We start from the raw sequence: 25,680 nt of genomic DNA, 5'->3' as shown, positions 1-25,680 counted from the left end.
CCTATGGCGCTTACAAAAGCTGAAATGTCAGAATATCTGTTTGATAAGCTTGGGCTTAGCAAGCGGGATGCCAAAGAACTGGTTGAACTGTTTTTCGAAGAGATCCGTCGTGCTCTGGAAAACGGTGAGCAGGTGAAACTCTCTGGTTTTGGTAACTTCGATCTGCGTGATAAAAATCAACGTCCGGGGCGTAACCCGAAAACGGGTGAAGATATTCCTATTACAGCACGGCGCGTGGTGACCTTCAGACCCGGGCAGAAGTTAAAGAGCCGGGTCGAAAACGCTTCGCCCAAAGAAGAGTAATCAGATCCAGGCATAACATCCATCAGGGTGTATTGCGGCAGATACGCTGCCATCCCGAAAGTAGATCAGCGGGATGACAGCGTATCTGTCAGCCTGAAAGATGACCCGTATAACTAAAAAGGCCGCATTGCGGCCTTTTTTCTTTCAAGTAAAGGATACCCACCGTAAAATCACGCTACCTCTTTTCAGCTGAATGGATAACATGCTGACTTTTGCCCGCCAACAACAGCGACGAAACGTTCGCTGGCTTCTGAGCCTGTCACTGCTGGTGCTACTGGCTACACTTCTGAGCTTATGCGCAGGCGAACAGTGGATTGCCCCCGGTGACTGGTTAAGCGCCCGGGGGGAACTGTTTGTCTGGCAAATTCGCCTTCCCCGCACGCTTGCGGTATTGCTGGTTGGCGCTGCGCTGGCGCTATCTGGCGCCGTGATGCAGGCGCTGTTTGAAAATCCACTTGCTGAACCGGGCCTGCTCGGCGTTTCGAATGGGGCCGGTGTTGGGCTTATTGCCGCCGTCTTACTGGGGCAGGGGCAACTGCCAGGATGGGCGCTGGGGCTGTGCGCTATAGCCGGCGCGCTCATTATTACGTTAATCCTGCTGCGTTTTGCGCGTCGCCATCTTTCTACCAGCCGCTTGTTGTTGGCGGGCGTCGCGCTAGGCATTATCTGTAGCGCGCTGATGACGTGGGCTATCTATTTTTCCACCTCTTTCGATCTGCGGCAATTAATGTACTGGATGATGGGAGGATTTGGCGGCGTTGACTGGCAGCAGAGCTGGCTAATGATTGCGCTCATCCCGGTACTGATCTGGATATGTTGCCAGTCGCAACCGCTGAATATGCTGGCGCTAGGGGAAACCTCGGCGCGGCAGCTTGGCCTGCCGCTGTGGTTCTGGCGCAATTTGTTGGTCATCGCCACCGGCTGGATGGTGGGCGTCAGCGTGGCGATGGCGGGGGCGATTGGTTTTATCGGTCTGGTTATTCCGCACATCCTGCGTTTATGTGGTTTAACCGATCACCGGGTTTTACTTCCCGGCTGCGCGCTGGCCGGGGCTATCGCCCTGCTATTGGCTGATGTGGTCGCCCGACTGACGCTTGCGTCAGCTGAACTGCCTATCGGGGTGGTCACCGCCACATTGGGGGCGCCAGTGTTTATCTGGCTGCTGCTCAAATCCGCGCGTTAGCGCATCGGTAAACAACTGCTTTCATCATTCGCAGTCTATGATTAAAGGCTAACGATGAAACCCGCTATTCTACCGACATTAGGGAGACACCATGCAAAACTCGCTTCTTAATACTCACGTTACGACGATTGATGGAGAGGTCACTACACTTGAAAAATACGCCGGAAAAGTGCTGCTCATTGTAAACGTCGCCTCCAGATGTGGCCTGACGCCGCAATATGAACAGTTGGAAAATATCCAGAAGGCGTGGGCAGATCAGGGGTTTGTCGTGTTGGGTTTTCCCTGCAACCAGTTTATGGGGCAGGAGCCAGGCAGCGAAGAGGAGATTAAAACCTATTGTGCCAGCACCTGGGGCGTCACGTTCCCGATGTTCAGTAAAATTGATGTGAATGGCGACGCGCGCCATCCGCTGTATCAAAAACTGATAGCCGCTGCGCCAACGGCAGTCGCGCCGGAGAAGAGCGGCTTTTACGAACGGATGGTAAGCAAAGGGCGTACGCCACTCTATCCGGATGATATTCTGTGGAATTTTGAAAAATTTTTGGTAGGCCGGGATGGTCAGGTGGTACAGCGTTTTTCGCCGGATATGACGCCTGAAGATCCTATTGTGATGGAAAGCATAAAAATCGCGTTGGCAAAATAATGTCTCAATTGATGCAATTAAAGGATGTCGCCGAGAGCACCCGCCTGGGGCCGCTTTCCGGCGAAGTAAGCGCAGGAGAGATCCTTCATCTTGTCGGGCCGAACGGTGCCGGGAAAAGCACGCTACTGGCGCGTATGGCAGGGTTAACCTCCGGCGAGGGGAGCATCAGGTTTGGCGGAGCGCCGCTGGAGGCATGGGCGACGGCAACGCTTGCCCAACACCGCGCTTATCTTGCGCAACAGCAAAATCCGCCGTTCGCTATGCCGGTCTGGCATTACCTGACATTGCATCAACCTGATAAAACGCGAACCGGGCAGCTTAACGAGGTGGCCGATATGCTTGGATTGGGCGACAAACTGGGGCGAAGCGTGAATCAGCTTTCCGGTGGCGAGTGGCAGCGTGTTCGCCTTGCTGCCGTTGTACTACAAATTCATCCCGACGCTAATCCGGTCGGTCAATTATTGCTGCTTGATGAGCCGATGAACAGTCTCGATGTTGCGCAACAAAACGCTTTGGATCGGGTGTTACATCATTTGTGTCAGGCAGGAATTGCGATTGTGATGAGTAGCCACGATCTGAACCACACGCTGCGCCATGCGCATAAAGCCTGGTTACTAAAGCGCGGTAAACTCATTGCCTGCGGCCGCCGGGAAGAGGTGCTCACCCCCTCTTATCTGGCGCAAGCCTACGGTCTGCGCTTTCGACGACTCGACGTCGAGGGGCATCCAATGCTCATTTCGGCCACTTAAGTAAAATCGTTTCTTGAAAAGCAGGTAATTTCGACGCTAAATTAATACCAAAATAAAAACAGAGGATTGTTGCGGCATGCGTTTTTGGCTTCTTGTTATCACAGCATTGTTCCTGGCAGGATGCAGTACTCATCGGGCACCGGCGCCAAATGCCAGATTATCAGACTCCATTACCGTCATTGCGGGTCTGAACGATCAGTTGCAGTCCTGGCGCGGTACGCCATACCGTTACGGCGGCATGAGTCGCAGAGGCGTGGACTGTTCCGGCTTTGTGGTAGTCACTATGCGCGACAAGTTTGATTTGCAGTTGCCTCGTGATACGCGTGAACAATCAAAAATCGGCACCAGAATCGATAAAGATGAATTGCTGCCCGGAGATTTGGTTTTCTTTAAAACCGGTTCGGGCGAAAGTGGTTTACATGTTGGTATTTACGATACAAATAATGAGTTTATTCATGCCTCTACCAGTCGTGGCGTGATGCGTTCATCGCTGGATAATGTGTACTGGCGAAAAAACTTCTGGCAGGCACGGCGAATTTAACCCCGCAGACGATATAAATTTTATAGTCTATTTTTAACATATCGCCGGTTGAACTTATGACATCTGTTGTCATCATATATAATGATATAACCGTAGCATTTACAAACGTACTTTTATTAAAAACGGGCGTGTTCACGCCCTGTTAAAAGTACAAGATTGAATATTGGTTTATAATCAGAGTAAGTTAAAAAAAGGAACCGGTTCACCGGTAAACAAGAAAAATGATGACGCTTCAATTAGTATCTGAAGTTACGTCTGTTTCCGTCCGTAGTGACTGGATGGCGAATAGCGCCCTAACCATGGGACTGGCGTAATGATTGCTTCACTTGATGAGCTTTACCATTCCGAACTCTTTTTCCTTCCCGTCATGGATGAAAACGCTCGGCTTGTTGGTTTAGAGATTATTGCAACGTTTGCCGCTGAAGACGGCGCCGTGCGGATGCCGACTGAGTTGGTAGCGCCTCGCCTTTCGGTGGAGGAACAATACTGTCTGTTTGTTGAAAAACTGGCGTTGTTAGAAACCTGTCAGCACTTTTTTATTCAGCATAAACTTATTGCATGGCTTAATTTACCGCCTGCAATTAGTGACTTATTATTATTAGATAGCGAACTTTTTTCCCGGGCAGCGCGCTTTCCGTTTCTTGAATTAGCTATAAATGAGAATTATCCTGGGTTAAACTAGGGCAAAAACAATGAAACGTTAGCTAATCTGGCAATGCATTTCCCATTAATGCTGGCAAATTTTGGGGCAGGCGAGGCGTCGACTAAAGCTATTTTCGATGGGCTTTTCAAACGAGTCATGTTGGATAAAAATTTTATTCAGCAGCGAGCTGAAATGATCTCATTCGAACCATTCATGCACGCCATCGTTGCCCAGATCTCCTCCAGCTGCGAGTCGCTGATGATTGCCGGTATTGATACTGAGGCGATGTTTGCGCGCGCAGCGCCATTGGGGTTTAGCGCATTCCAGGGCGGACTATGGCCTCCGGTGCCGGTAAGCCAGCTCATTAAACTCGTTCAGCGATAACCTTTCTGTTTGCCGGTGTTTAACCGGTGATTAACCGTCTACACTGAAGACAGGAGGCCCTATGACCCTGTCTTTTACTGCCCGTTGGCGCGATGAACTGCCAGCAACGTATACCGCGCTTTTACCCACACCGTTAAAAAATGCGCGACTGATTTGGTATAACGACGAACTGGCGCAGCAGTTAGCCATTCCCGCGTCGTTATTTGACGCTACTAATGGCGCTGGCGTTTGGGGCGGCGAAACCTTATTACCCGGTATGTCGCCTGTCGCGCAGGTATATAGCGGGCATCAGTTCGGCGTCTGGGCGGGGCAGCTCGGCGACGGACGCGGTATTTTGCTGGGCGAACAGCTTCTGGCGGATGGCTCGACCCTCGACTGGCATCTGAAAGGCGCCGGATTAACACCCTATTCGCGAATGGGGGATGGACGCGCCGTCCTGCGTTCAACCATACGAGAAAGTCTTGCCAGCGAAGCCATGCATTATCTGGGTATTCCCACTACGCGCGCGTTATCTATCGTAGCCAGCGATACGCCGGTTCAGCGAGAGACGCAGGAAACGGGCGCGATGTTAATGCGTCTGGCGCAAAGTCATATGCGTTTTGGTCATTTCGAACATTTCTACTACCGCCGTGAACCGGAAAAAGTTCAGCAACTGGCTGATTTCGCTATTCGTCATTACTGGCCGCAATGGCAGGATGTCCCGGAAAAATATGCTTTGTGGTTTGAAGAGGTGGCGGCGCGTACCGGAAGACTCATCGCCGAGTGGCAAACCGTCGGTTTTGCGCACGGTGTTATGAATACGGATAACATGTCGATTCTGGGGCTGACCATCGACTATGGTCCCTTTGGTTTTCTCGATGACTACGATCCCGGCTTCATTGGTAACCATTCCGATCATCAGGGACGTTACCGCTTCGATAATCAACCGTCGGTGGCGCTGTGGAATTTACAACGTCTGGCGCAGACGTTAACCCCTTTTATTGAGATCAACGCGTTAAACAGAGCGCTGGATCGCTACCAGGACGCGTTGTTAACGCACTATGGGCAGCGAATGCGCCAGAAGCTGGGGTTCTTTACCGAGCAAAAAGACGATAACGCTTTACTGAATGAATTGTTTAGTCTGATGGCGCGCGAAGGGAGTGACTATACCCGTACATTTCGGATGTTAAGCCATACGGAGCAACAGAGCGCTTCCTCGCCGTTGCGGGATACGTTTATCGATCGCGCGGCGTTCGATGCCTGGTTCGACCGCTACCGGGCGCGATTGCGCACAGAGGCGGTGGATGACGCGCTGCGCCAGCAGCAGATGCAACGCGTGAATCCTGCGGTTGTGTTGCGCAACTGGCTGGCGCAACGCGCGATAGATGCGGCTGAACAAGGAGACATGGCGGAACTGCATCGGTTGCATGAAGTTTTACGTCAACCTTTTACCGATCGAGATGATGACTATGCCAGCCGACCGCCGGAGTGGGGAAAACGGCTGGAGGTCAGTTGTTCAAGTTAGCCAGATGCCAGCAGCATCGTCTGCTGGCGGAGCGTTATTTGGTTAACAGTAGCTTACCAGCCTGAGTTTTACGCAACAGATACTCCTGACCATTGTGATCGATAATGACTTTGCCGTCCGGACCTAATAGCGCCTGACTGTTGACGCGCCGTTCAGCGGCAGGGAGAAGCGTTTCATTGTCCATTTCCTTAGGGTGAGGCAGCTCGGTGTTATCCATACGCGACATGCTATTTATTAATAATCAAACTCACAATGATTATTATTATCAATAATTAATGCGATAACAGCAAGTGCTAATTCTGTGGAGTGATATACGCGCGCGGAGAGAAAAGGGCGGGTAACGCATCGAAGAAACGCCCATCCCGGCAGGATGGGCGAGCTATTAAAAGCGGCTGTCTACCGCCGCGGCAAGTTTTTCCAACAAAACTTCCGTATCTTCCCAGTTCAGGCAGGGATCGGTAATGGACTGACCATAGATTAATGGTTGACCGCTGATAATTTTTTGCGTGCCTTCCCGTAAAAAACTCTCTGCCATAATCCCGGCAATTGCCGTGGAGCCATTACGAATCTGCTGGCAAATATCATCACATACCTCTAACTGGCGGCGATGCTGTTTTTGACAGTTGCCGTGGCTGAAGTCGACGACCAGATGTTCCGGCAGATCAAATTCATGCAACGTGTCGCAGGCGGCGGCAATATCTTCAGCGTGGTAGTTCGGTTTTTTACCGCCGCGCATGATGATGTGCCCATACGGGTTGCCACTCGTCTGGTAGATAGTCATCTGTCCGTCTTTATCCGGCGAGAGAAACATATGGCTGGCGCGGGAGGCGCGAATAGCGTCAACGGCAATGCGAGTATTGCCATCCGTACCATTTTTAAAGCCGACCGGACAAGAGAGCGCAGAAGCCATTTCCCGATGGATTTGGCTTTCGGTGGTACGCGCGCCAATCGCTCCCCAACTGATCAGATCGGCAATAAACTGGCCGGTGACCATATCAAGAAACTCTGTGGCGGTCGGTACTCCCAGTTCGTTCACCTGCAATAGCAAGCGACGCGCCAGTTCAAGCCCATAATTGACGCGGTAACTTCCATTCAAGTCAGGATCGGAAATCAGGCCTTTCCATCCCACGACGGTGCGCGGTTTTTCAAAATAGGTGCGCATGACGATCTCCAGACGCGCCTGATGCTTTTGGCGTTGTGCCTGGAGCTGCGTCGCGTATTCCATGGCAGCATTCAGATCGTGAATCGAACAGGGGCCAATGACGACCAGTAGCCGTGGATCTTCACCATTTAAAATCTTTTCTATCCGGCGTCGGGAGTCGGTAACGTGACTGGCGACGGAGGACGATACAGGATACCGCTGCGCGAGTTCGGTCGGTGTTACCAGGCTGTCGATACGCGCAGTACGGAGTTCGTCGGTTCTGTTCATTACAAGTCTCAGAAATTTGTTGCTTCAACGGCAGGACTACCGGGAAGTGATGGGCATCACGATAAACCAATCCCTGCTGATTTCAAGTGCGAGGCGTGTCACACCTCGCAGGCAGAACGGCATGATAACAAAAACCAACCCATTAAACTAGTTTGCTAGTACATCCTGCGGTTAAGCCCCATAATGTCGAGAATTTTGGTGGCTATCTCTTCAACGGAATAATTGGTGCTGTTCAGGCAGGGGATCTGATTCTTACGATACAGCGCTTCGACCTCCGCCACTTCCATGCGGCACTGACGCAACGAGGCATAGCGACTGTTTTCACGGCGTTCTTCGCGAATTGCCGCCAGGCGTTCAGGGTCAATTGTCAGGCCGAACAGTTTATGTTGTAGCGGTTTTAACGATGTGGGCAGCGTCAAATTATCCATATCATCGGCGATGAAAGGGTAGTTAGCCGCACGAATACCGAATTGCATTGCCAGATAGAGGCTGGTGGGCGTTTTTCCACAGCGCGAAACGCCAAGTAAAATGACCTGGGCCTGATCGAGGTTGCGCAATGAAATGCCATCATCATGCGCCAGGGTATAATCGATAGCTGCAATACGGGCGTCATACTTGTTCAGGTTACCCGGATTAAGCCCATGAGTACGATGAGCGATCGGCGTCGGATCCAGTTTCATCTCCTGCTGAAGCGGCGCCACCAGCGCCTGGACGATATCCTGGCAGAAACCTTCGCTCTGTAAGATGATGGCGCGAATTTCAGGTAAAACAATCGAGTAAAACACCAGCGGGCGAACGCTGGTTTGCTGATAAATGGCGTCAATTTGGTCTTTGACGGCGCGGGCGCGACTTTCGTTTTCCACGAATGGCAGCGTGATGCTGCTGATCGTCACCGGAAACTGCGACATAACCGCGTGACCCAGGACCTCGGCGGTGATGGCGGTACCATCAGAAATATAGAAAACATGGCGATCAACAACATTATCCATTCTGTTCATCCTGAAGAGTAAACATAATTATCTGAAAGCATAAATTAAAAGTAACGGGAAACGTATAACTTGTCGCTTATTTTATAAAATGACAGACACTTTTTATAATTAATGAAAAGTGTGTTTCATTTCCTGGAAACGCAGTTTATACCGGGGGTGATTAAGGGAATGCCGTGCTATGCGCGGGTTTGCGCAACTACGTAAACAATCTGAAAAAATGAAAAAATAAATTTGCTTGAACGATTCACCGTTTTTTTCGCGGGTTTAAGTATGCCAGGATAAATACGCAACTATGTGTTTCTTAAACTCGTTCATTTATCACAAAAGGATTGTTCGATGTCCAACAATGGCTCGTCACCGCTGGTGCTTTGGTATAACCAACTCGGCATGAATGATGTAGACAGAGTTGGGGGCAAAAATGCCTCCCTGGGTGAAATGATTACTAACCTTTCCGGCATGGGCGTATCCGTTCCGAATGGTTTTGCAACCACTGCCGATGCGTTTAACCAGTTTTTGGATCAAAGCGGCGTAAACCAGCGCATTTATGAGCTGCTGGATAAGACAGATATTGATGATGTCTCCCAGCTGGCGAAAGCGGGCGCGCAAATCCGCCAGTGGATTATCGACACTCCTTTCCAGCCGGAGCTGGAAAACGCCATCCGCGATGCCTATGCGCAGCTTTCGTCGGATGATGAAAATGCCTCTTTTGCCGTGCGTTCCTCCGCCACGGCGGAAGATATGCCAGATGCTTCGTTTGCGGGTCAACAGGAAACGTTTCTTAACGTTCAGGGCTTCGACGCGGTGCTGGTGGCAGTGAAACACGTATTTGCTTCTCTGTTTAACGATCGCGCCATCTCTTATCGCGTTCACCAGGGATATGATCATCGCGGCGTAGCGCTTTCCGCTGGCGTGCAGCGGATGGTTCGCTCCGATCTCGCCTCGTCAGGGGTGATGTTCTCTATCGATACCGAGTCCGGCTTTGACCAGGTGGTCTTTATCACCTCGGCATGGGGACTGGGTGAAATGGTGGTGCAGGGCGCGGTTAACCCGGATGAATTTTATGTCCATAAGCCAACCCTGGCGGCAGGCCGTCCGGCCATCGTACGCCGCACCATGGGGTCGAAAAAAATCCGCATGGTTTACGCCGCCACCCAGGAGCACGGCAAGCAAGTGAAGATTGAAGATGTGCCGCAGGAACAGCGCGACATTTTCTCGCTCACCAACGAAGAAGTGCAGGAACTGGCGAAACAAGCGGTGCAGATTGAGCAGCACTATGGTCGTCCGATGGATATCGAATGGGCGAAAGACGGTCATACCGGTAAGCTCTTTATTGTGCAGGCACGTCCGGAAACCGTGCGCTCCCGTGGCCAGGTGATGGAGCGTTATACGCTACATGCGCAGGGGAAAATCATTGCCGAAGGTCGTGCTATTGGGCATCGTATCGGCGCAGGTACGGTAAAAGTTATTCACGATATCGGCGAAATGAACCGTATTGAGCCTGGCGATGTGCTTGTCACCGATATGACCGACCCGGACTGGGAACCGATCATGAAAAAAGCGGCGGCGATTGTCACTAACCGTGGCGGGCGCACCTGTCACGCGGCGATTATCGCCCGCGAATTGGGCATTCCGGCGGTAGTCGGCTGCGGCGACGCCACCGAACGCATGAAAGATGGCGAAAAAGTAACCGTCTCCTGCGCAGAAGGTGATACCGGTTATGTGTATGCCGACATGCTGGATTTCAGCGTAAAAAGCTCCAGCGTAGATACCATGCCAGAGCTACCGCTGAAGGTCATGATGAACGTCGGCAACCCGGACAGGGCATTTGACTTTGCCTGCCTGCCGAATGAAGGTGTAGGTCTGGCGCGACTGGAATTCATCATTAACCGTATGATTGGCGTTCACCCGCGTGCGCTGCTGGAGTTTGACGACCAGGATGCCGCGCTGCAAAACGACATTCGTGAGATGATGAAAGGGTTTGACTCGCCGCGTGAATTTTACGTTGGTCGACTGACGGAAGGGATCGCGACGTTAGGCGCCGCCTTCTACCCGAAACGCGTCATCGTTCGCCTGTCTGACTTTAAATCCAACGAATACGCCAACCTGGTCGGCGGCGAACGCTATGAGCCGCATGAAGAAAACCCGATGCTGGGCTTCCGCGGCGCGGGTCGTTACGTCGCAGAAAGTTTCCGCGATTGTTTTGCGCTGGAATGCGAAGCGGTGAAACGCGTGCGCAACGATATGGGCCTTACCAACGTCGAAATCATGATCCCGTTCGTGCGGACGGTCGACCAGGCGAAAGCGGTCATCGAAGAGCTGGCGCGCCAGGGGCTTAAACGCGGCGAGAACGGGCTGAAGATCATCATGATGTGCGAGATCCCGTCCAATGCCTTGCTGGCTGAACAGTTCCTCGAGTATTTTGATGGCTTCTCGATTGGTTCTAACGACATGACGCAGCTGGCGCTGGGGCTGGATCGCGATTCCGGCGTGGTGTCTGAACTGTTTGACGAGCGTAACGACGCGGTGAAAGCGCTGCTGTCGATGGCGATCCGCGCGGCGAAAAAACAGGGCAAATATGTTGGAATTTGTGGTCAGGGTCCGTCCGACCATGAAGACTTTGCCGCCTGGCTGATGGAAGAGGGGATCGACAGCCTGTCGCTGAACCCGGACACCGTGGTCCAGACCTGGCTGAGTCTGGCGGAACTGAAGAAGTAGTGTAATACCGGATGGCGGCGTTAACGTCGCCATCCGACAATTTACACCGCGGTGTGCTCCTGGCGCAGCCGCTCAATAATATCCTGCCGCAACAGAAACTTCTGCACTTTGCCAGAGGCGGTTCTGGGCAGTTTTTCTACGATGACGATCCGTTCCGGATATTTATACTTCGCTACCCGTTTTCGACTGAAAAAAGCGATCACCTCTTCCAGCGTCAGCGAAAGGTGCGGCGGTTTTAAGACCACATACGCGCATGAACGTTCGCCTAAGCGTTCATCAGGCATAGCAACGACGCAAGCATCGTGTATGCGAGGGTGCTGTAGCAAAATATCTTCGACTTCGCGACTGCTGATATTTTCACCTCCACGTATAATAATATCCTTTTTGCGCCCGGTAATTTTGATATAACCGTCTTCATCCATGCGGCAGAGGTCGCCGCTGTAATACCAGCCCTCATTATCCAGTGCGCGGGCGGTAAGTTCCGGCTCGTCCAGGTATCCCATAAAAACGTTCGGCCCGCGCGAGGCTTCTTCGCCTTCGTGGCCTGCTGGAAGCGTATTGCGATCTTCATCCACGATTTTAATTTCTACACCGGTGGCGGCATAACCATCGGTGTTCATCATGCGTGAAGTCGAATCACCCAGATTAACCATCGAGTGTGGAGAACTTTCTGTAGAACCGTAAATACTCAATAATTTGATACCGCGCTGCTGGCAGTCGCGGGCAACCTTTTTGGGAATAGTCGTGCCGCCGCATAAGAAGAATCGCAGTGAGGAGAGGTCGGCAGGCTGTTGCTCAACGGCACAAAGCAGATCGTAAATAAACGGCGTCGCGCCTGACATACAGGTACAGCGTTGCTGCGCTAATAAGGTAAGGCAGGCTTCTGGGGTAAAGATGTCCAGCAATACGCTACGCGCCCCGATTAAAAAGGGCGCGGTGACGCCGTGTAAAAATCCGGTGGCGTGGCCCAGTGGCGCAGGCATCAGGAACACATCTTGCCAGGTTAAATTCAACCGCGCGCAATACGCCCGTTCGCTGGCAAGAATATTATTGTGGGTCAACATCACCCCTTTCGGCATTCCTTCTGTGCCGGAGGTAAACAGCACTGCCGCCAGTTCATCACCGTGAATGTTAATGTCTGACTGCAACGGTTCGCTGCGGTCGATGATTTGACTAAGCGCAAGCGCTGTGGTGGCAGGCGCCAGTTTATCCACGCCGACAATATGCGTCAGATGGCGCAGTTGATTTTGTAGCGGAAGGATAAGATCGACCGGACGATTCTGTTTGAACACGGTGGGGGCGAAGAATATTTTAGCCTGACATTTGTTCAGCACCCAAACCAGCTCTGCTTCTCGCCAGGCGGGAAGTAGCGGGACAGATACCGCGCCCGTTTTCAGGCAGGCCAGATAAATGAGGGTAAACTCACACCAGCCCGGAAGCTGAAAGGCCACGCGATCGCCCGGTTGAATCCCCTGAGACAGTAACCAGTTTGCCAGGCGGCTTGCCGCGCAGTCGAGTGCGGCGTAGGTCCAGGACGCGCCATGATTATCGACCACGGCGATTTTATCGGGTACGGCGTGTGCGGTTTGCCGCCAGTAGTCGCCCAGTGAAGCATCGCCCCAGTAGCCGGACTCGCGATAGGTTTTCCGCCTTGCGGCGTCAAACGTTAATGTAACACTCATTGACTTGTTCTCTATTAATACAAATGACGTAATCTCCGGGGGCAAGCCGAATAAGACGCCGTAGCGTCGTTATCCGGTGTTTCAGAGCGTCAGCCGTAGCGAAACTCAACGCCGAACGTTCCCGCCGGGTATTCCCATTTTTCGAGAAGAGTATTGCCGCAGAGAACCCTGCAGGTCCCGCATTCCAGGCAGCCCGCGGAGTCAAAATGAATATTTCCCGCATCGTCCAGCTTATAGAGTCCGGCAGGGCAGGCTTTTATTAATTTATTAAACTCCTGCATGTCAGGCGAGGAGCGCAAAATGATATGTGGGTGTCCTTCATCTACGTAAAATTTATTTACGCCCAATTTGACGTCAACATTCACCTTATTGTCCGAACTCATAATGCCGTAGCCCCTTTTATGCCGTCTTTTAATAGATTCACCAGTCCAATTTTTTTCGCATGTGACAGGATAGTTTTACGCAACGGTGGGACTGGACCGCCATCAACGGTGAACAGATCGCCCACAATGTTTGCCGCCATTCGCGGGTACTCGGTAAAAAGCCGTGGGTTTTCCATTAATCCGGGGAGTTTGCGGAAATGCCGCATATCGCGTAACACGCCGTTTTTCTCCAGCGCGCGTTTGTAACCGGCAAGGCTCGCGGCGGAAAAATCTTGCCGCGCTTTAGCGTCAATGGCGGTTTGAGCGGCCGCTTGCGCGGACGCGATGGCTAAATCCATGCCGCGGACGGTATAACCGAGATTCAGGCAAAGACCGGCGGCGTCGCCGACAATCATCACGCCGTCATTTACCAGCTCCGGCATCATTGCTATGCCGCCTTCGGGCACCATATGAGCGGAGTATTCGAGCAGCGTTCCCCCCTGAATCAAAGGGCGTATTGCCGGATGCTGTTTAAAATCTTCCAGCATTTGCGGTACGCTTTTGGTCGCGTGAGCAATGTCGCCCAGGCCACATACCAGCCCCAGAGAAACCGAATCGCGGTTGGTATAAAGAAATCCGCCGCCCATGAGCCCGTTGGAGGGCGCGCCAGCGAATAACCAGGCGGCGCCTTCATGGGACGCCAGATTAAAGCGCTCTTCAATAAGTGCCGGAGAGAGCCCAATCAACTCTTTTACGCCGACGGCATAGTGATGCGCAGAAGAGACAGGCACCATGTCCAGTGAACGGCCCAGCATGGAATTCACGCCGTCCGCGAGAATCACAATATTCGCATCCAGAATATCATCCCCGGCCTGAACGCCAGTGACGCGATTGCCTTCACGTACCAGAGCGTCGACCCGTACACCTGGGATAAACTGCGCGCCAGCCTGTTCCGCCTGCGCCATTAGCCACGGGTCCAGTTTGTTGCGCAGTACGGTATATGACGTAAGGGGCGGAGTAGGGGGCGCGCGGTGAAAATCAAGTGTGACGGCGCTTTCTTCGGTTAAAAAGGAGATTTTTTCACGGGTAACGACGCGTTCGATGGGGGCGGACGTTGCGAATCCCGGCATAATACTTTCGATACTGTGAGCGTAGAGCCGGCCACCGGTCATATTTTTGCTGCCCGCGCTGTTTCCGCGTTCAATAACCAGTACATCCAGTCCCGCTTTTGCCATCACATACGCGGCGACCGTTCCTGCTACGCCTGCGCCCACCACAATAGCGTCAAATTTATCATCCGACATGCTTTATGCTCCTTTCCCGCCGTATCGACGACGGGAGATGTGCGTTGAAAAAGGAATTAGCGGCTTAACTGGTCGATGAGGGCAGGAACAACCTTATAGATATCGCCCACCAGACCATAATCGGCATAATTGAAAATGGGCGCGTTTTTATCTTTGTTTATTGCGACAATAATTTTTGCGCCGTTTCCACCCACCATATGTTGAATTTGGCCGGAAATGCCCAGCGTCAGATAGAGATCGGATTTCAACAGAACGCCGGATACGCCAATATAACGCTCACGTTCCATCCAGTTTTCACCTTCCGCAATGGGGCGGGAACAGCCCACTTCTGCGCCGAGGACGGTCGCCAGTTTATGCACCATATCCAGATCGCTTTGCGCCGCCAGGCCTCGTCCTACGCCGATGACCCGTTTGGCTTTGCTCAAATCGACGCTGCTTAACGATTTCGCGCGCCGCTGCTGGCACAATACCTCGTGGCGTGGGGCAATATATGCCAGCGTGGTCTGCGGGCAAGTATGACCGGGGAGAGGGGCGGCGGGTTCCAGCACGCCGGGTGCCAGCGTAATAATCGCCTGCGGACTGTTTAATTTCTCTTTGCCGAAAGCAAGTCCGCCGTACATGCGATGCTCTGCGTGTAGCGTCCCGTCGAGGAGGTCAATAGATGTCGCGTCGTTCACCATCACGGCGTCAAGCTGGATGCTCAGCCGGGCGCCAAGCGCTTTACAGCGCTTGGTCGCCGCCATGAGCAGTAGCCCATTTTTGTCGCCTAATAACGAGGCCAGCGTTTCGGCATAGTTTTCCACGCGCTGCAAATTCGTATGCGATTCAAGAATGACTATCTCATCAGCGCCAAGCGCTTTCACGTAGTCGATCTCCGTGTTTCCTTGCACGATGGCGTAAACTTTTTCTCCCCACTGCCGCGCGCCGGTCATTAATTCGGCATAACGCTCTACGTTATCGCTAAATACCCATACGTTAGCTAAATGATTCATGATAATTTTTCTCCGTTGGGCTTAGTTCAGGGATTTTTTCAAATGGTCGGCCAGTGCGGTGATGGCTTCCGGCGAATCGTTATCGAGAATGATATGCTTGCGTTCTGTCTGCGGCGGTACCGAGATGGCGACCAGTTCCGCCAGTGGCGTGGTTGGGGTCCAGTGGATATCGCTCGCCAGCCACGACGTAACGGCTTTTTTCCCGGCGCCGAGAATGGCTTTCATTGACGGGATGCGTGGAACGTTAATATCTGAGGTCACGCAAAGCACCGCGGGCAGCGTGAGCTCGATAATTTCAACGTCTTCTTCCAGTGTGCGTTCAACGATGATTTTGTCGCCGTCGCGTTGAATATGGCTTACTGCGTTGATGACGGGGAGTTTCAGGAGTTCGCCAGTCAGCAGGCCCACCTGTTGGGCATAAATATCGCCGGAGCCCTCCCCAAAGAGCAGCAGGTCAAAGCCGATTTTCTCCGCCGCGGATGCTAGCGCCAGCGCGGTTTCTTTGGGCAGGGCGTGCTCCAGCTGCGCATCCTGAACCATAAAAAGCGCATCTGGCCCGCGGGATAACACATCTTTGCGGACTTTTGAATTTTGTAACAGAGAGCCGCCGACGGTGAGCGCGGCGATCTCGTCGCCATCGCCAGCTAACTGCGCGGCGGCCTCAATTGCATTTAAATCAAACTGGCTGATTTTGGCCTCGGCACGATCAAAATTGAGCGAATGCTCCGGGGTCACGGTAATGTCCTGTTCTTCAGGCACCAACTTAAAGCAGGTTATTATTTTCATTGCATCTCCAGTGAGTCGCGTGCGGATAAGTAACGTAAATCTGACTGAAAATAGTCTGCGGCAGTCTGAAGAGGTTTACGATGGGTCAATCTGTTTTCCTTGCCAACAATCTTGCACAAAAAATCTGCGAACAGAGAATCGTTAGCAACCATCTGAAAAGGGCGTCATAAAAATATAAATACGGTAGTGAGAATAATAAGTGCGAAGCATATCATCATTTTTTAACATGAAACGTGCGATGTTGTTTCTGTGAGGTTAAAAGAAAACATCAAAGATATGTCGGCTATGTATTTTTGTCTGATAATACGCTATCGACAGGTAATCTGAGCTGTCTGCAAAAGAACATAATATCTTGCATTCGGAACGAATAATCTTGTTTTGCTGGTAATCTCCACGGTTGTACAACACTGACGCTCGCTTTATTTTATCCTGGTTATCTTTTTAAACCTGACAGAGGTTATTATGTATCAGCGCTGTTTTGACTCCGCCGCGGAGACGATTTTTGAACAGGACAAGACCCCTCGATTTTCACGTTTTGTCATTAGCGATGATCCAAACTGGGAGTCTGGCCATCATATGCATGATAATGAAACAGAGCTTATTTACGTCAAAAAAGGGATAGCCAGGTTAATTATTGACTCTTCACTCTACGTCGCGCATGCGGACGATATTGTCGTCGTTGAGCGGGGGCGGCTACACGCTGTAGCATCCGACAGCAATTCGCCGGCTACCACCTATACCTGTGCGCTGTATGGGTTTTGTTTTCCAGGTTGGGAAGAAAACCAACTATTGCAGAGTCATTCCTGTCCGGTGGTTTCCGTGGTTCAGGGAAAAAGGTCATTAAAAGTATCTTTAATGAATTAAGCGTGTTACTTCCGCAGGGGAAAAACGTATTGGCTTCCTCTGTATACGATGCATTTGCTTACACTCTGACCGCACTTTACTATGAAAATTTTAAAAATGCCTATCGTTCTGAACAAGGCTACATTAAAAAAGATGTATTAATTAAGGATGTACTTGTTTATCTCAATAATAATTATCGTGAGAAAATCACGCTTGACCAGCTATCGAAAAAATTTCGCGCCAGCGTCAGTTATATATGCCATGAATTTGCCAAAGAATATCATATATCCCCTATCAACTATGTTATTCAACGACGTATGACCGAGGCCAAGTTTGCGCTGACAAACACTGAGTCGCCACTGGCAGAAATTTCATGGCGGGTAGGATATGAAAATGTGGACCATTTTGCCAAATTGTTTATGCGGCATGTAGGATGTTCTCCCAACGATTATCGTAAGCAATTTAAAAATAGTCTGGTTGAGCAGGCGTATTTGCTGCCAAATACCTGACGGCGAAATTTATCTGATTTATTCGGCCTGATGCCGTAAAGCAGTCAGGCCGAATAAGACGTTCCGGTACGATCCTTACTTGTTCTGATAGTCTTTCAGAATCTGGCGTCCTGCCACATAGATCATAATTTCATCCGTGCCGCCACCGATACGTTCGCAGCGAACATCGCGCCAGAAGCGGGAGACACGGGCTTCGTCAGTATAACCAAGCCCACCCATAATCTGAATCGCATCGTCAATCACTTCCATCGCTGTGCGTGCGCAGTACAGCTTAGCCAGCGCGGCGCTGGTACGCAGTGACTCTTCCCGATCGGCTTGCCAGGCGACTTTCAACACCATATTGCGCATGTTTTCGATTTTGATGGCCATTAACGCCAGCTTTTCCTGGATCATCTGGTTATGGCCGATGGGTTTACCAAAGGCGATACGCTGGTTGGCGTAACGGGCGGCATCTTCAAATGCGCATTCGGCGAAACCTGTACTGCGCGCCGCATTAATCAAACGCTCCATTTCAAAATTGTACATGACATTGAGGAAACCCATGCCTTCTTCACCGACCCGGTCGCTTTCGTCCACCTCGACATTATCGAGATAAACTTCGCATGTACTCAACATGTGCCAGCCAATTTTGTGCAGCGGATTAATCTTTATGCCCGGTTTATTTGAGTCCACCCACCAAAGCGTGAACGCTTTTTTAGGATCTTTTGGCTCCGTATCGCGCGCCAGAACCAGCATGTAAGGATATTCTTTTGCACCGGTGATAAATGTTTTTTGGCCGTTAAGATAAACCTTGCCGTTTTTACGCGTCCAGGTTGTTGTGGCGCTATTATTATCAGAGCCCGCGCCAGGTTCTGTTAAGGCTAGCGCATATGCTGGATCGCCGGTGGCCAGAGTACTTTCTGCTGTTTTACGCAGTTGTTCTGCGGAACCAAAACGGCGCATACTGTGAATGCATTGGCCGTTGGTAATCAAAAAGGCCGGAGCGCCGCATTTTGAGATTTCCATCAGCGCCAGCATTTGCGTTACATAGTCAGCCGGAATGCCGCCGAATTCTTCCGGGACGCCCAGCATCGAAATACCGTTTTCCGCCAGCGCCTGCATAAATTCTTTGGGATAGGTGCCCGTTTGATCGCAGGTACGGAAATACTCTTCCGGAAAATTGCTGGTGATTAACTCGCGAATACTGGCCAGTAATAGTTCTTGTTCTTCAGTTAATGAAAAATCCATATTTGTACTCCTTTTAATGTGTTGCGTCAGGAAGCGTGAATCCCATAGTGCTATCGGTAAATAATCTTGTGTCCATCAGTTTTAAATCTGGTGAGATAACCGGTGAAAAATCCATCTTGTCAAGAATATCCCGTTGCAGATCGACGCCAGGCGCAATTTCAATTAAATGCAGGCCATCTTGTTTGAGAGTGAAAACCGCACGTTCAGTGATGTAACGCACATCTAACCCGCGCTCAAGCGCAATTTTTCCACTGAACGTAATTTCCGGCAGTTCGCTGACGAATTTTTTGACGCGACCTTCCTGCAGAATATTTAATTTGCCATCGGTAATTTCAGTTTTTAAACTTCCGGCCGTCAGAGTTCCGCAGAAAATAATTTTTTGCGACGTTGCGCTAATATCGATAAACCCGCCGGTGCCCATAATTTTGCCGTTGAATTTATGTACACCGACATTACCGTGTTGATCCACTTCGGCAAAACTTAAATAGCAGACATCGAGCCCACCGCCGTGATAAAAATCAAATTGTGAGGTCATATCAAGGATCGCGCGGGTATTGACATTGGCACCGAAGGCCACGCCCTGAGAGGTAATACCGCCCACCGGGCCTGTTTCCACGGTCAGCACGAAGTCATCGGCGCAGCCTTCCTCGCGAGCGACCAGACCAATACCGTCGGCAATGCCTACGCCCACATTGCCTACCGCGCCTTTACGCATTTCAAACAGCGCGCGTCGGGCTACCAGCTTGCGCTGATTAAGGGGTAGGGTAAGCTGCGTACTATCATCAAGAGTGAAATCCCCGGAGATAAATCGGTTCACCGGCGCGCCGCCATACAGTTGCGTCTGGTCGGCGTCGACAACCACAATATCCACCAGATAGCCGGGAATACGCACGGATTTTGGATGCAGCGTGGCTTTTTTTACCATTTTCTGCACCTGCATCATTACAATACCGCCATTATTGTGAACGGCCTGGGCGATCACCAGCGCATCAAGATACATCACCTCATCTTCAAATGATGCATAGCCTTCGCTGTCGCAGGTGGTGGCGCGGATAAAAGCCACATTAGGCGCTATCGCTTTATAATAGAGATATTCTTTATTATCGATCTCTACCAGCTTAATGAGATCTTCTTTAGTCACGTCGTTTAATTTTCCGCCCTGTTGGCGAGGGTCGACAAAGGTACCAATACCGATATCGCTCAGAATACCCGGCTGGTGTGCGGCGCTGGCGCGCAGCGTCTGGGTTAATACGCCTTGTGGGTAGTTATAGGCGGCGATTTTATTTTGTTCAGCCAGTTCAGAAATACGGGGAGATTGCCCCCAATGTCCGCATAGCGCCCATTTTACCAATCCCTCCTGCGCCAGCGGGCTGATGCCGCGATCGGCGCGGTCACCTAATCCGGTAGGGCTAATAATAGATAAATCTCGTGGTGACTGGGTTGTTTGATATTTATCTGCCAGTGCGGTAATTAATGTTGTCGCTTCGAGAATACCGCCGCCAGCGCCCAGAATACATAAAGTGGCCTCATCTGGAATATAATTTACTGCTTCTTGTGCAGAGAGCACGGGAACGCGGCCATTAATGCGTGATGGCTTATTGAGTTTCATATTTACTCCACTATTATCCCTGAAAGCAATATCGATATAACCGTGTTAAGGTAATAAAGACAGCGGCTTTCAATGAATATGGAACATATTCATATCAGATAACTATTTATTTTATTGTGGCAGAAAGAGAATATTCCGCCACACGATAAAGTATTACGCCTGGTGCAATATAGTTAATACGGTACGCAGATCGGCTACCGATATTTGTCCCGGCGCAGATGCTTTTTTCACCGCGCCAAACGTTGCTGCAGAACCGAACACTTCGCCGGCAAGACGAGATATTACCCCGGTTTTCGACATCGACATGGTAATAATGGGACGATCCGCATAGCGCTCCTGCATTTCTACAGTGGCGGTAAGTAAGGTCAGGACATCGGCTTTAGTCTGCGGCATGACGGCGATCTTCGGAATATCGGCGCCCAGTTCCTGCATTTTACGCAGACGCTGAACAATCTCTTCCGCTGCGGGCGTTTTATGAAAATCATGGTTAGACATGATCACCGCAACATTGTGTTGATGAGCATAGCCGACGGTGGCTTTCACCTCATCGTCGCCGGTAAAAAGCTCAAGATCGATCATATCGACCAGACCGCTGTCAACCGCTGCACGATTCAGAGCGATATACTGTCCGGTGGTTAGCGCCTGTTCGCCGCCTTCTTTCGCGCTGCGGAAGGTAAATAGCAAGGGTTTATCGGTAATAATCTCCCGGATGGCACCGGCGGCCTCAAGTACGCTTTCCGCCGTTGTCACGTTGGCAAAATGGTCAACGCGCCACTCCAGAATATCGAAATCCGCTTCACGGTAGGCGAGTGCTTCCGATTTCACATCGGTAATGGTTTTTCCCATTAGCGACACAATGATCTTTGGCGCGCCTTCGCCAACCACGAGATCTCTTACAGTTACGGTTTTCATTTGGTACCCTTCATTGTCATTCGTCGCAATTATAATTTTACCGGTCAGGCTGTGAATCCCATCACCTGCTTCACATAGTCCAATGGAAATGCTTTTCCTGTCCACAGTTCAAACTGTTCGGCTCCTTGCCATAACAACATGCCGTAACCATCAATTGTTTTGCAACCAGCTTGTTGCGCCTGCTGCAATAACTTTGTCATATGCGGATTATAAACACATTCGGTGACCAGCAATTCAGGGCGGAGCAGGGAAACATCGCCGATCAGGGATTCGTTCTCCAATGGTTTCATGCCAACTTTGGTGCCGTTCGTCAGAATATCTGCGCTGGCAAGCGCTTCAGTAAAAGCGTGCTGATCGGCAAGATCGGTGACGGTAACGACGCAATCGGTGTTTTCATTCACCCGCTTCGCAAAGGCAACCGCTTTTTCGAAAAAGTCATCTTTACGGTTAAACAGTTTAATTTCCTTAATGCCTTCAATGGCTGCCTGGGCGCCAATGGCGGTAGCCGCGCCTCCCGCGCCGAGCAGCACCATGGTTTTTCCCCGAATATCGAAACCGCTTTCTTTAATTGCCCGAATATGGCCCGTACCATCCGTGTTGTAGCCGCGTAGATAGCCGTCATCGTTAACAATGGTGTTGATAGCGCCAACCAGTTTTGCTGCTGGCGTTAATTCATCGACATACTCACACGCGAGCTGTTTGTTTGGCATGGAGACGCCCGTACCGCGCATTTTTAATGCTTTCAGTCCTTCAATGGCGCTGGCAAACGTCGTGTTATCCACTTCGAAAGCCATATAGGTATACGGTAGCCCCGCTTTTTCTAACGCTTTGTTTTGCATTTCGGGCGATAAGCTATGACGGATAGGATACGCCATAAGACCAATTAATTCATATTTTGCGGTAACATCCATTTTATACTCCTTAATAAGTGGACAGTGCAGAGCAGGGCGCATGCCTGTTGCGCATCGTTAACATTTTTACTGGAAATAACGCTCGCCAAATCGGACATCGTTTTGCGGGATCTTAAATACGCGATAATAGCGAATAAATACAATAATGGCGGTGATAAATGTCAGTAGTGCAAAGGCAAAATCTAACAAAATGATATATTGCAGGCCAATAGTAGAGAGATAACCGGTAATCAGTGGGATAAGAAAGTTAGCAACGCCCCCCATCATCATATATATACTGGTGACTTTAGCTTTACTCTTAGGGAAAAATTCCGACATTACCGATACACCTAATTGTAAAATACCTCCAGCAGCGGAAAAACCAATCACGAAGGCGCCAGCATTACAGATCAGTGGAGAGGGATACAGGTAAATTGCCGCAGCGGTGAGTGTCGCCAGCCCGGCATTGAAAACATTGGCCCAGATAGGGCGAACCATTTTTTTCAGCAATGCGGCAAAAATAAACACGCAAACCAACGATCCCATACTGTAATAAGAGATGGTTTTCAGCGCGTCGGATTCCGCCATTCCGGCGAAGGCCATCGCATATTTAGGCATCCAGACCACAATCACATAGAAGGTTGAGAACGCGGCGACGCCAAATAAAACGGAAGCTACGCCTTCCAGCCAGACGAGGGGAGTACTGTTCATCTGGGGTAATTCTTTCGCAATACTGGCATCGACAAGTTGGCTGGGAAAACGGCTTTTCAACAGCATCAACGTGATGAGGACGAAAAGGATACCGGGGATTACCACCGCGTAGCCGTACCAGATATGGTTGACTAACAAGGCGCTGACAATAAGGGGATAAATCATTTGCCCAAAAGAGACCATCGCTTTAACCAGAATAACTGCCGAGCCCGATGCTTTGGGAAAACACTCCATTAATGCAGGGTATCCGCCGGTATCCAGCGCGGAGTTCGCCACGCCGACACACACCGCTAATATGAAAGCGATCATCAGGTTAGGACTGGCGGGAATACCGAAGAAAAACAGCATATATAGTACGGCGCCAAGCAGTATTATTGCCCGACGGCCAAATTTATCGGACAGTACGCCAAAGAATAAAATACTGACCAGACGGCCAAGACCAATGCCAGAGATTAAATAGGCGATACCGGCACTATCCGTGGAGAATTTCTGTGCAAGGGAGGTCATGTTCTGGGCTAGTGTAATAACACTCATGCCGTGGAGAAAGTAACTAAAATAAATGCAGATAACAGCCAGCAAATATGGCATGTTGCGAGCCTTGTTCTGAGACATTTGTTCACAGCTCCTTGCTGATGGTTTGATTCAATGTCCTGCTTATTACTGCTTTACTACATGCAGCGATCGTTCAGTAACACTATAAGTCGGTACTGTCGTTATATGTACATAACATGGCGTTTAAAATGCCAGGTTTATTGCATTGATAGCATTTCATTTGTTAGCCAGGAAATATAAAAATTGCTGCGAATTTGTTGTTTAACACATATAACTCGTGATGCTCATCGCAATTTTTCTGATAAGTGTGAAGATAATGAATAATAATTAACACGAAAATTACATTTTTTGTTTCCAGGTGATAATGGCTAACGTTTTATTTTGCATAGCAAGGCAATAATATTGCAGTTGGCACGCTAACATTTATTGCGCAGTTGACGCTGCTTCAGCGTGATGTTGTGATTCAGCCCGACTTCGATAACCGATGAACAGCGCGAGGAGAAATCCCGCTGCGGCGATACCGGTATCAAACCACATAATATGTGCAATGCTCATTTCTGAAATCCGCGCTGTGATCAACGGAATAGTGAACGTCGCGATACTGCCGGCGCTGTAATAAATGCCGGTCGCTTTACCTTTCTCCTGTGGAAAACGGGCCGCCATCAGCGTCAGGCCGATTTGTACTACGCCACCGGCGGAAGAGAATCCAATGACGAATGCGAAGATCATAACAACATAGGCCTGAGGATGCAGGCAGACCGTCAGAAGCGCAATAAAAGAGATAAAGGTATAAAACATCAATAATGTGGTAGAGCGAATTGTTTTTCTGACCAGCGGGGCGGTTATAAAAACACACAGTAGCGAGCCGCAGGTATAAATACTTAACAGTTTGATGGATTGGGTATACGACATTCCTGCGACGAACTGTCCATACTGCGCCAGCCACTGGCTGATAAGGTAAAAGGTTGCCATCGAGATATAGCCATAAAGGGTGTAGCTGATAAGATCGATGAGGGAGCAATGATGTACGCCTGCGACAGGCGCTTGCGAGATTTTGGGTTTCAATATCCGACCTGGATAGGGTGGAAAAGGACAGCGTAATAAAAACAGAGCATTAATAAGCATGATCGCCCCGGCAAGCAGGAAGGACCAGCCAAACCACATATTAGCCCAGACTAATAAACTGATAATAATGGGCAACAAGAATTGCCCGCCAGAGACAAATGCTTTAATCAGAATATTTGCCGTACTGGGGGAGCGAGGGAAGGCTTCCATCAAACTGGGATAGGTACCTGCATCTAAAAAACTGTTGGCCATACCCGCTAAAAAGCCACAGGCATAAGCGACAAAAATCGTCTGAGCATAAAGAATGCCAATGAAAAAAATCAGGTAACAGGCGGTCCCCAGAATGATAAAAGGACGGCGACCAAAGCGATCGGAAAGCATACCGGCGATTAACAAAACGCTTAGCCGGCCAATACCAAGCGAAGAGATCACAATAGATACGCCTGCGGCACTGGTATGCCATTGCTGTTCAAGCGATGACATGTTCAGGCTCATCAGGATAACCCCCATGCCATGTACAAAGTAATTAAAATACAACCCTACAGCGGTAGGGAAATAACGATTTTTCATATTATCTGACTCAGAGATGCCGCCTGAACGTTACAGTGGTATACACAGGCAGGAAGCATATTGGATAGGGTGACAAGTCAATGTCGTGATTGTGTGGTTTTCTATCCGGTATCAATACGATGCGGCGATAAAGTTTACGTCTAACACAGCCGCTCCAGATCATGTGCGAAAAGTTCGGCAGCAACAGATTGATAAATTTTCCACTCGATAAAATCCCCCTCTGTATAAATGGACTGAAAAGAAGATAAATCAGGGAAGTAACGCATTGTATTATTGCCGATGCGGTTATTTATTTTGTCAACAATGGCGTTAATTCGTCGCTGTCTCTTGGCTTTCATTTCCTTTAGCCTGGCAATGATTTCTGGAGAGATGGGTATGTCGCCAGCTTCCCATCGTTGCCAGGTTGCCGAATTATTATCCTGGGTGATATAGATTGTGCATTCTTCAATCGTCATATCAAAAATACGCCGTAGTGCTTGTAGTTCTAACGCGTTCATCATTTTTTAGGCTTTTATATGAAAAAAGTGATGCTATAAATAGCACCACCGACACCGTTTCGACTTGAACAGAATCACACTATTTT

Annotated in this window: 22 protein-coding genes and 2 pseudogenes; 9 read left to right on the top strand and 15 right to left on the bottom strand. The window is 50.2% G+C overall.

Annotated elements, in window-relative coordinates; all coding sequences use genetic code 11:
• The first annotated feature begins 3 nt into the window (after positions 1–3).
• The 7 genes and pseudogenes from ihfA (at position 4) to selO (ending at position 5,950) form a co-directional block, all read left to right on the top strand.
• Positions 4–303, top strand: a complete 300-nt coding sequence (ihfA, locus tag ABVM99_RS02185; protein ID WP_001229266.1) for an integration host factor subunit alpha — start codon at positions 4–6, stop codon at positions 301–303.
• A 202-nt stretch (positions 304–505) separates the two neighbouring features.
• The gene (btuC, locus tag ABVM99_RS02180) at positions 506–1,486 is read left to right on the top strand and encodes a vitamin B12 ABC transporter permease BtuC (RefSeq protein WP_023195090.1); all 981 of its coding nucleotides are present in this window, start codon (positions 506–508) and stop codon (positions 1,484–1,486) included.
• Positions 1,487–1,577: 91 nt separating this feature from the next.
• Positions 1,578–2,129: a glutathione peroxidase gene (locus ABVM99_RS02175; protein ID WP_001181565.1), complete on the top strand. Its 552-nt coding sequence runs from the start codon at positions 1,578–1,580 to the stop codon at positions 2,127–2,129.
• Positions 2,129–2,878: a vitamin B12 ABC transporter ATP-binding protein BtuD gene (gene btuD / locus ABVM99_RS02170; RefSeq protein ID WP_000080607.1), complete on the top strand. Its 750-nt coding sequence runs from the start codon at positions 2,129–2,131 to the stop codon at positions 2,876–2,878. Before ABVM99_RS02175 ends, btuD begins: the two co-directional genes overlap by 1 nt.
• Before the next feature lie 76 nt (positions 2,879–2,954).
• The gene (locus ABVM99_RS02165) at positions 2,955–3,419 is read left to right on the top strand and encodes a C40 family peptidase (protein WP_001213256.1); all 465 of its coding nucleotides are present in this window, start codon (positions 2,955–2,957) and stop codon (positions 3,417–3,419) included.
• 313 nt (positions 3,420–3,732) lie between these two features.
• Positions 3,733–4,446: pseudogene (gene ydiV, locus ABVM99_RS02160) on the top strand (anti-FlhDC factor YdiV).
• 61 nt (positions 4,447–4,507) lie between these two features.
• Entirely contained in the window at positions 4,508–5,950 is a 1,443-nt protein-coding gene (selO, locus tag ABVM99_RS02155; RefSeq protein WP_023195584.1) for a protein adenylyltransferase SelO, read from the top strand.
• Between the two features lie 34 nt (positions 5,951–5,984).
• On the opposite strand, the gene hemP is transcribed toward selO, so the two are convergent.
• The 3 genes from hemP to ppsR form a co-directional block, all read right to left on the bottom strand.
• Positions 5,985–6,176, bottom strand: coding sequence for a hemin uptake protein HemP (gene hemP, locus ABVM99_RS02150; RefSeq protein ID WP_000089118.1), 192 nt, complete (start codon positions 6,174–6,176; stop codon positions 5,985–5,987).
• Between the two features lie 156 nt (positions 6,177–6,332).
• Positions 6,333–7,379 carry a 3-deoxy-7-phosphoheptulonate synthase AroH gene (gene aroH, locus ABVM99_RS02145; protein ID WP_001082196.1) on the bottom strand — a complete coding sequence of 349 codons (1,047 nt, stop codon included), beginning with the start codon at positions 7,377–7,379 and terminating at the stop codon, positions 6,333–6,335.
• Positions 7,380–7,534: 155 nt separating this feature from the next.
• Positions 7,535–8,368: a posphoenolpyruvate synthetase regulatory kinase/phosphorylase PpsR gene (ppsR, locus tag ABVM99_RS02140; protein ID WP_023195583.1), complete on the bottom strand. Its 834-nt coding sequence runs from the start codon at positions 8,366–8,368 to the stop codon at positions 7,535–7,537.
• Positions 8,369–8,704: 336 nt separating this feature from the next.
• On the opposite strand from ppsR, the gene ppsA reads away from it, so the two are divergent.
• On the top strand, positions 8,705–11,083 hold the full coding sequence (gene ppsA, locus ABVM99_RS02135) for a phosphoenolpyruvate synthase (RefSeq protein ID WP_000069340.1): 2,379 nt from the start codon (positions 8,705–8,707) through the stop codon (positions 11,081–11,083).
• 41 nt (positions 11,084–11,124) lie between these two features.
• Here ppsA and fadK read toward each other — a convergent pair whose 3' ends face one another.
• From fadK to ABVM99_RS02110, 5 genes are all read right to left on the bottom strand, one after another.
• Positions 11,125–12,765: a medium-chain fatty-acid--CoA ligase gene (gene fadK / locus ABVM99_RS02130; RefSeq protein ID WP_023195119.1), complete on the bottom strand. Its 1,641-nt coding sequence runs from the start codon at positions 12,763–12,765 to the stop codon at positions 11,125–11,127.
• Positions 12,766–12,854: 89 nt separating this feature from the next.
• A complete protein-coding gene (locus ABVM99_RS02125; protein WP_000093362.1) occupies positions 12,855–13,148 on the bottom strand; it encodes a ferredoxin family protein in 294 nt (97 codons plus the stop codon).
• The gene (locus ABVM99_RS02120; RefSeq protein WP_001523819.1) at positions 13,145–14,431 is read right to left on the bottom strand and encodes an FAD-dependent oxidoreductase; all 1,287 of its coding nucleotides are present in this window, start codon (positions 14,429–14,431) and stop codon (positions 13,145–13,147) included. The genes ABVM99_RS02125 and ABVM99_RS02120 overlap by 4 nt, the downstream gene beginning before the upstream one ends.
• Positions 14,432–14,487: 56 nt before the next feature.
• Positions 14,488–15,423 carry an electron transfer flavoprotein subunit alpha gene (locus tag ABVM99_RS02115; RefSeq protein ID WP_001728262.1) on the bottom strand — a complete coding sequence of 312 codons (936 nt, stop codon included), beginning with the start codon at positions 15,421–15,423 and terminating at the stop codon, positions 14,488–14,490.
• 21 nt (positions 15,424–15,444) lie between these two features.
• Complete coding sequence (locus ABVM99_RS02110; RefSeq protein ID WP_000692095.1) at positions 15,445–16,209, bottom strand: electron transfer flavoprotein; 765 nt, start codon at positions 16,207–16,209, stop codon at positions 15,445–15,447.
• A gap of 462 nt (positions 16,210–16,671) precedes the next feature.
• On the opposite strand from ABVM99_RS02110, the pseudogene ABVM99_RS02105 reads away from it, so the two are divergent.
• A pseudogene (locus tag ABVM99_RS02105) lies at positions 16,672–17,561 on the top strand (AraC family transcriptional regulator).
• 75 nt (positions 17,562–17,636) lie between these two features.
• On the opposite strand, the gene ABVM99_RS02100 reads toward ABVM99_RS02105, so the two are convergent.
• The 7 genes from ABVM99_RS02100 to ABVM99_RS02070 form a co-directional block, all read right to left on the bottom strand.
• On the bottom strand, positions 17,637–18,788 hold the full coding sequence (locus ABVM99_RS02100; RefSeq protein WP_000347819.1) for an acyl-CoA dehydrogenase: 1,152 nt from the start codon (positions 18,786–18,788) through the stop codon (positions 17,637–17,639).
• Positions 18,789–18,801: 13 nt separating this feature from the next.
• Positions 18,802–20,397 carry an acyl CoA:acetate/3-ketoacid CoA transferase gene (locus ABVM99_RS02095; protein WP_000773598.1) on the bottom strand — a complete coding sequence of 532 codons (1,596 nt, stop codon included), beginning with the start codon at positions 20,395–20,397 and terminating at the stop codon, positions 18,802–18,804.
• 153 nt (positions 20,398–20,550) lie between these two features.
• Positions 20,551–21,309 (bottom strand): type I 3-dehydroquinate dehydratase, encoded by a 759-nt coding sequence (aroD, locus tag ABVM99_RS02090; protein ID WP_000860224.1) that lies wholly within the window; start codon positions 21,307–21,309, stop codon positions 20,551–20,553.
• A 44-nt stretch (positions 21,310–21,353) separates the two neighbouring features.
• Positions 21,354–22,220, bottom strand: a complete 867-nt coding sequence (gene ydiB, locus ABVM99_RS02085) for a quinate/shikimate dehydrogenase (protein WP_000383488.1) — start codon at positions 22,218–22,220, stop codon at positions 21,354–21,356.
• A 66-nt stretch (positions 22,221–22,286) separates the two neighbouring features.
• Entirely contained in the window at positions 22,287–23,522 is a 1,236-nt protein-coding gene (locus ABVM99_RS02080) for an MFS transporter (protein ID WP_000081211.1), read from the bottom strand.
• 363 nt (positions 23,523–23,885) lie between these two features.
• On the bottom strand, positions 23,886–25,097 hold the full coding sequence (locus ABVM99_RS02075; RefSeq protein ID WP_000797666.1) for an MFS transporter: 1,212 nt from the start codon (positions 25,095–25,097) through the stop codon (positions 23,886–23,888).
• Positions 25,098–25,237: 140 nt separating this feature from the next.
• Positions 25,238–25,597, bottom strand: coding sequence for a YdiL family protein (locus tag ABVM99_RS02070; protein ID WP_000980451.1), 360 nt, complete (start codon positions 25,595–25,597; stop codon positions 25,238–25,240).
• Positions 25,598–25,680 lie beyond the last annotated feature (83 nt).

This window comes from Salmonella sp. SJTUF15591, assembly GCF_043356435.1.
Lineage (GTDB): Bacteria > Pseudomonadota > Gammaproteobacteria > Enterobacterales > Enterobacteriaceae > Salmonella > Salmonella enterica.
Note: the sequence above shows the minus strand (reverse complement) of the source record. Positions and strands in the feature narration are given on the sequence as shown.

Excerpts from the sequence above, each read along its gene's own strand:
- ABVM99_RS02165 (WP_001213256.1), top strand. The coding sequence starts at position 2,955 with ATGCGTTTTTGGCTTCTTGTTATCACAGCATTGTTCCTGGCAGGATGC.
- btuC (WP_023195090.1), top strand. The coding sequence starts at position 506 with ATGCTGACTTTTGCCCGCCAACAACAGCGACGAAACGTTCGCTGGCTT.
- ABVM99_RS02110 (WP_000692095.1), bottom strand. The coding sequence starts at position 16,209 with ATGAAAATAATAACCTGCTTTAAGTTGGTGCCTGAAGAACAGGACATT.
- hemP (WP_000089118.1), bottom strand. The coding sequence starts at position 6,176 with ATGTCGCGTATGGATAACACCGAGCTGCCTCACCCTAAGGAAATGGAC.
- ppsR (WP_023195583.1), bottom strand. The coding sequence starts at position 8,368 with ATGGATAATGTTGTTGATCGCCATGTTTTCTATATTTCTGATGGTACC.
- ABVM99_RS02070 (WP_000980451.1), bottom strand. The coding sequence starts at position 25,597 with ATGATGAACGCGTTAGAACTACAAGCACTACGGCGTATTTTTGATATG.
- aroH (WP_001082196.1), bottom strand. The coding sequence starts at position 7,379 with ATGAACAGAACCGACGAACTCCGTACTGCGCGTATCGACAGCCTGGTA.
- ppsA (WP_000069340.1), top strand. The coding sequence starts at position 8,705 with ATGTCCAACAATGGCTCGTCACCGCTGGTGCTTTGGTATAACCAACTC.
- ABVM99_RS02095 (WP_000773598.1), bottom strand. The coding sequence starts at position 20,397 with ATGAAACTCAATAAGCCATCACGCATTAATGGCCGCGTTCCCGTGCTC.
- ABVM99_RS02100 (WP_000347819.1), bottom strand. The coding sequence starts at position 18,788 with ATGGATTTTTCATTAACTGAAGAACAAGAACTATTACTGGCCAGTATT.
- ABVM99_RS02115 (WP_001728262.1), bottom strand. The coding sequence starts at position 15,423 with ATGAATCATTTAGCTAACGTATGGGTATTTAGCGATAACGTAGAGCGT.
- ABVM99_RS02080 (WP_000081211.1), bottom strand. The coding sequence starts at position 23,522 with ATGTCTCAGAACAAGGCTCGCAACATGCCATATTTGCTGGCTGTTATC.
- ABVM99_RS02075 (WP_000797666.1), bottom strand. The coding sequence starts at position 25,097 with ATGAAAAATCGTTATTTCCCTACCGCTGTAGGGTTGTATTTTAATTAC.
- selO (WP_023195584.1), top strand. The coding sequence starts at position 4,508 with ATGACCCTGTCTTTTACTGCCCGTTGGCGCGATGAACTGCCAGCAACG.
- ydiB (WP_000383488.1), bottom strand. The coding sequence starts at position 22,220 with ATGGATGTTACCGCAAAATATGAATTAATTGGTCTTATGGCGTATCCT.
- ABVM99_RS02125 (WP_000093362.1), bottom strand. The coding sequence starts at position 13,148 with ATGAGTTCGGACAATAAGGTGAATGTTGACGTCAAATTGGGCGTAAAT.
- ABVM99_RS02120 (WP_001523819.1), bottom strand. The coding sequence starts at position 14,431 with ATGTCGGATGATAAATTTGACGCTATTGTGGTGGGCGCAGGCGTAGCA.
- ABVM99_RS02175 (WP_001181565.1), top strand. The coding sequence starts at position 1,578 with ATGCAAAACTCGCTTCTTAATACTCACGTTACGACGATTGATGGAGAG.
- ihfA (WP_001229266.1), top strand. The coding sequence starts at position 4 with ATGGCGCTTACAAAAGCTGAAATGTCAGAATATCTGTTTGATAAGCTT.
- aroD (WP_000860224.1), bottom strand. The coding sequence starts at position 21,309 with ATGAAAACCGTAACTGTAAGAGATCTCGTGGTTGGCGAAGGCGCGCCA.
- btuD (WP_000080607.1), top strand. The coding sequence starts at position 2,129 with ATGTCTCAATTGATGCAATTAAAGGATGTCGCCGAGAGCACCCGCCTG.
- fadK (WP_023195119.1), bottom strand. The coding sequence starts at position 12,765 with ATGAGTGTTACATTAACGTTTGACGCCGCAAGGCGGAAAACCTATCGC.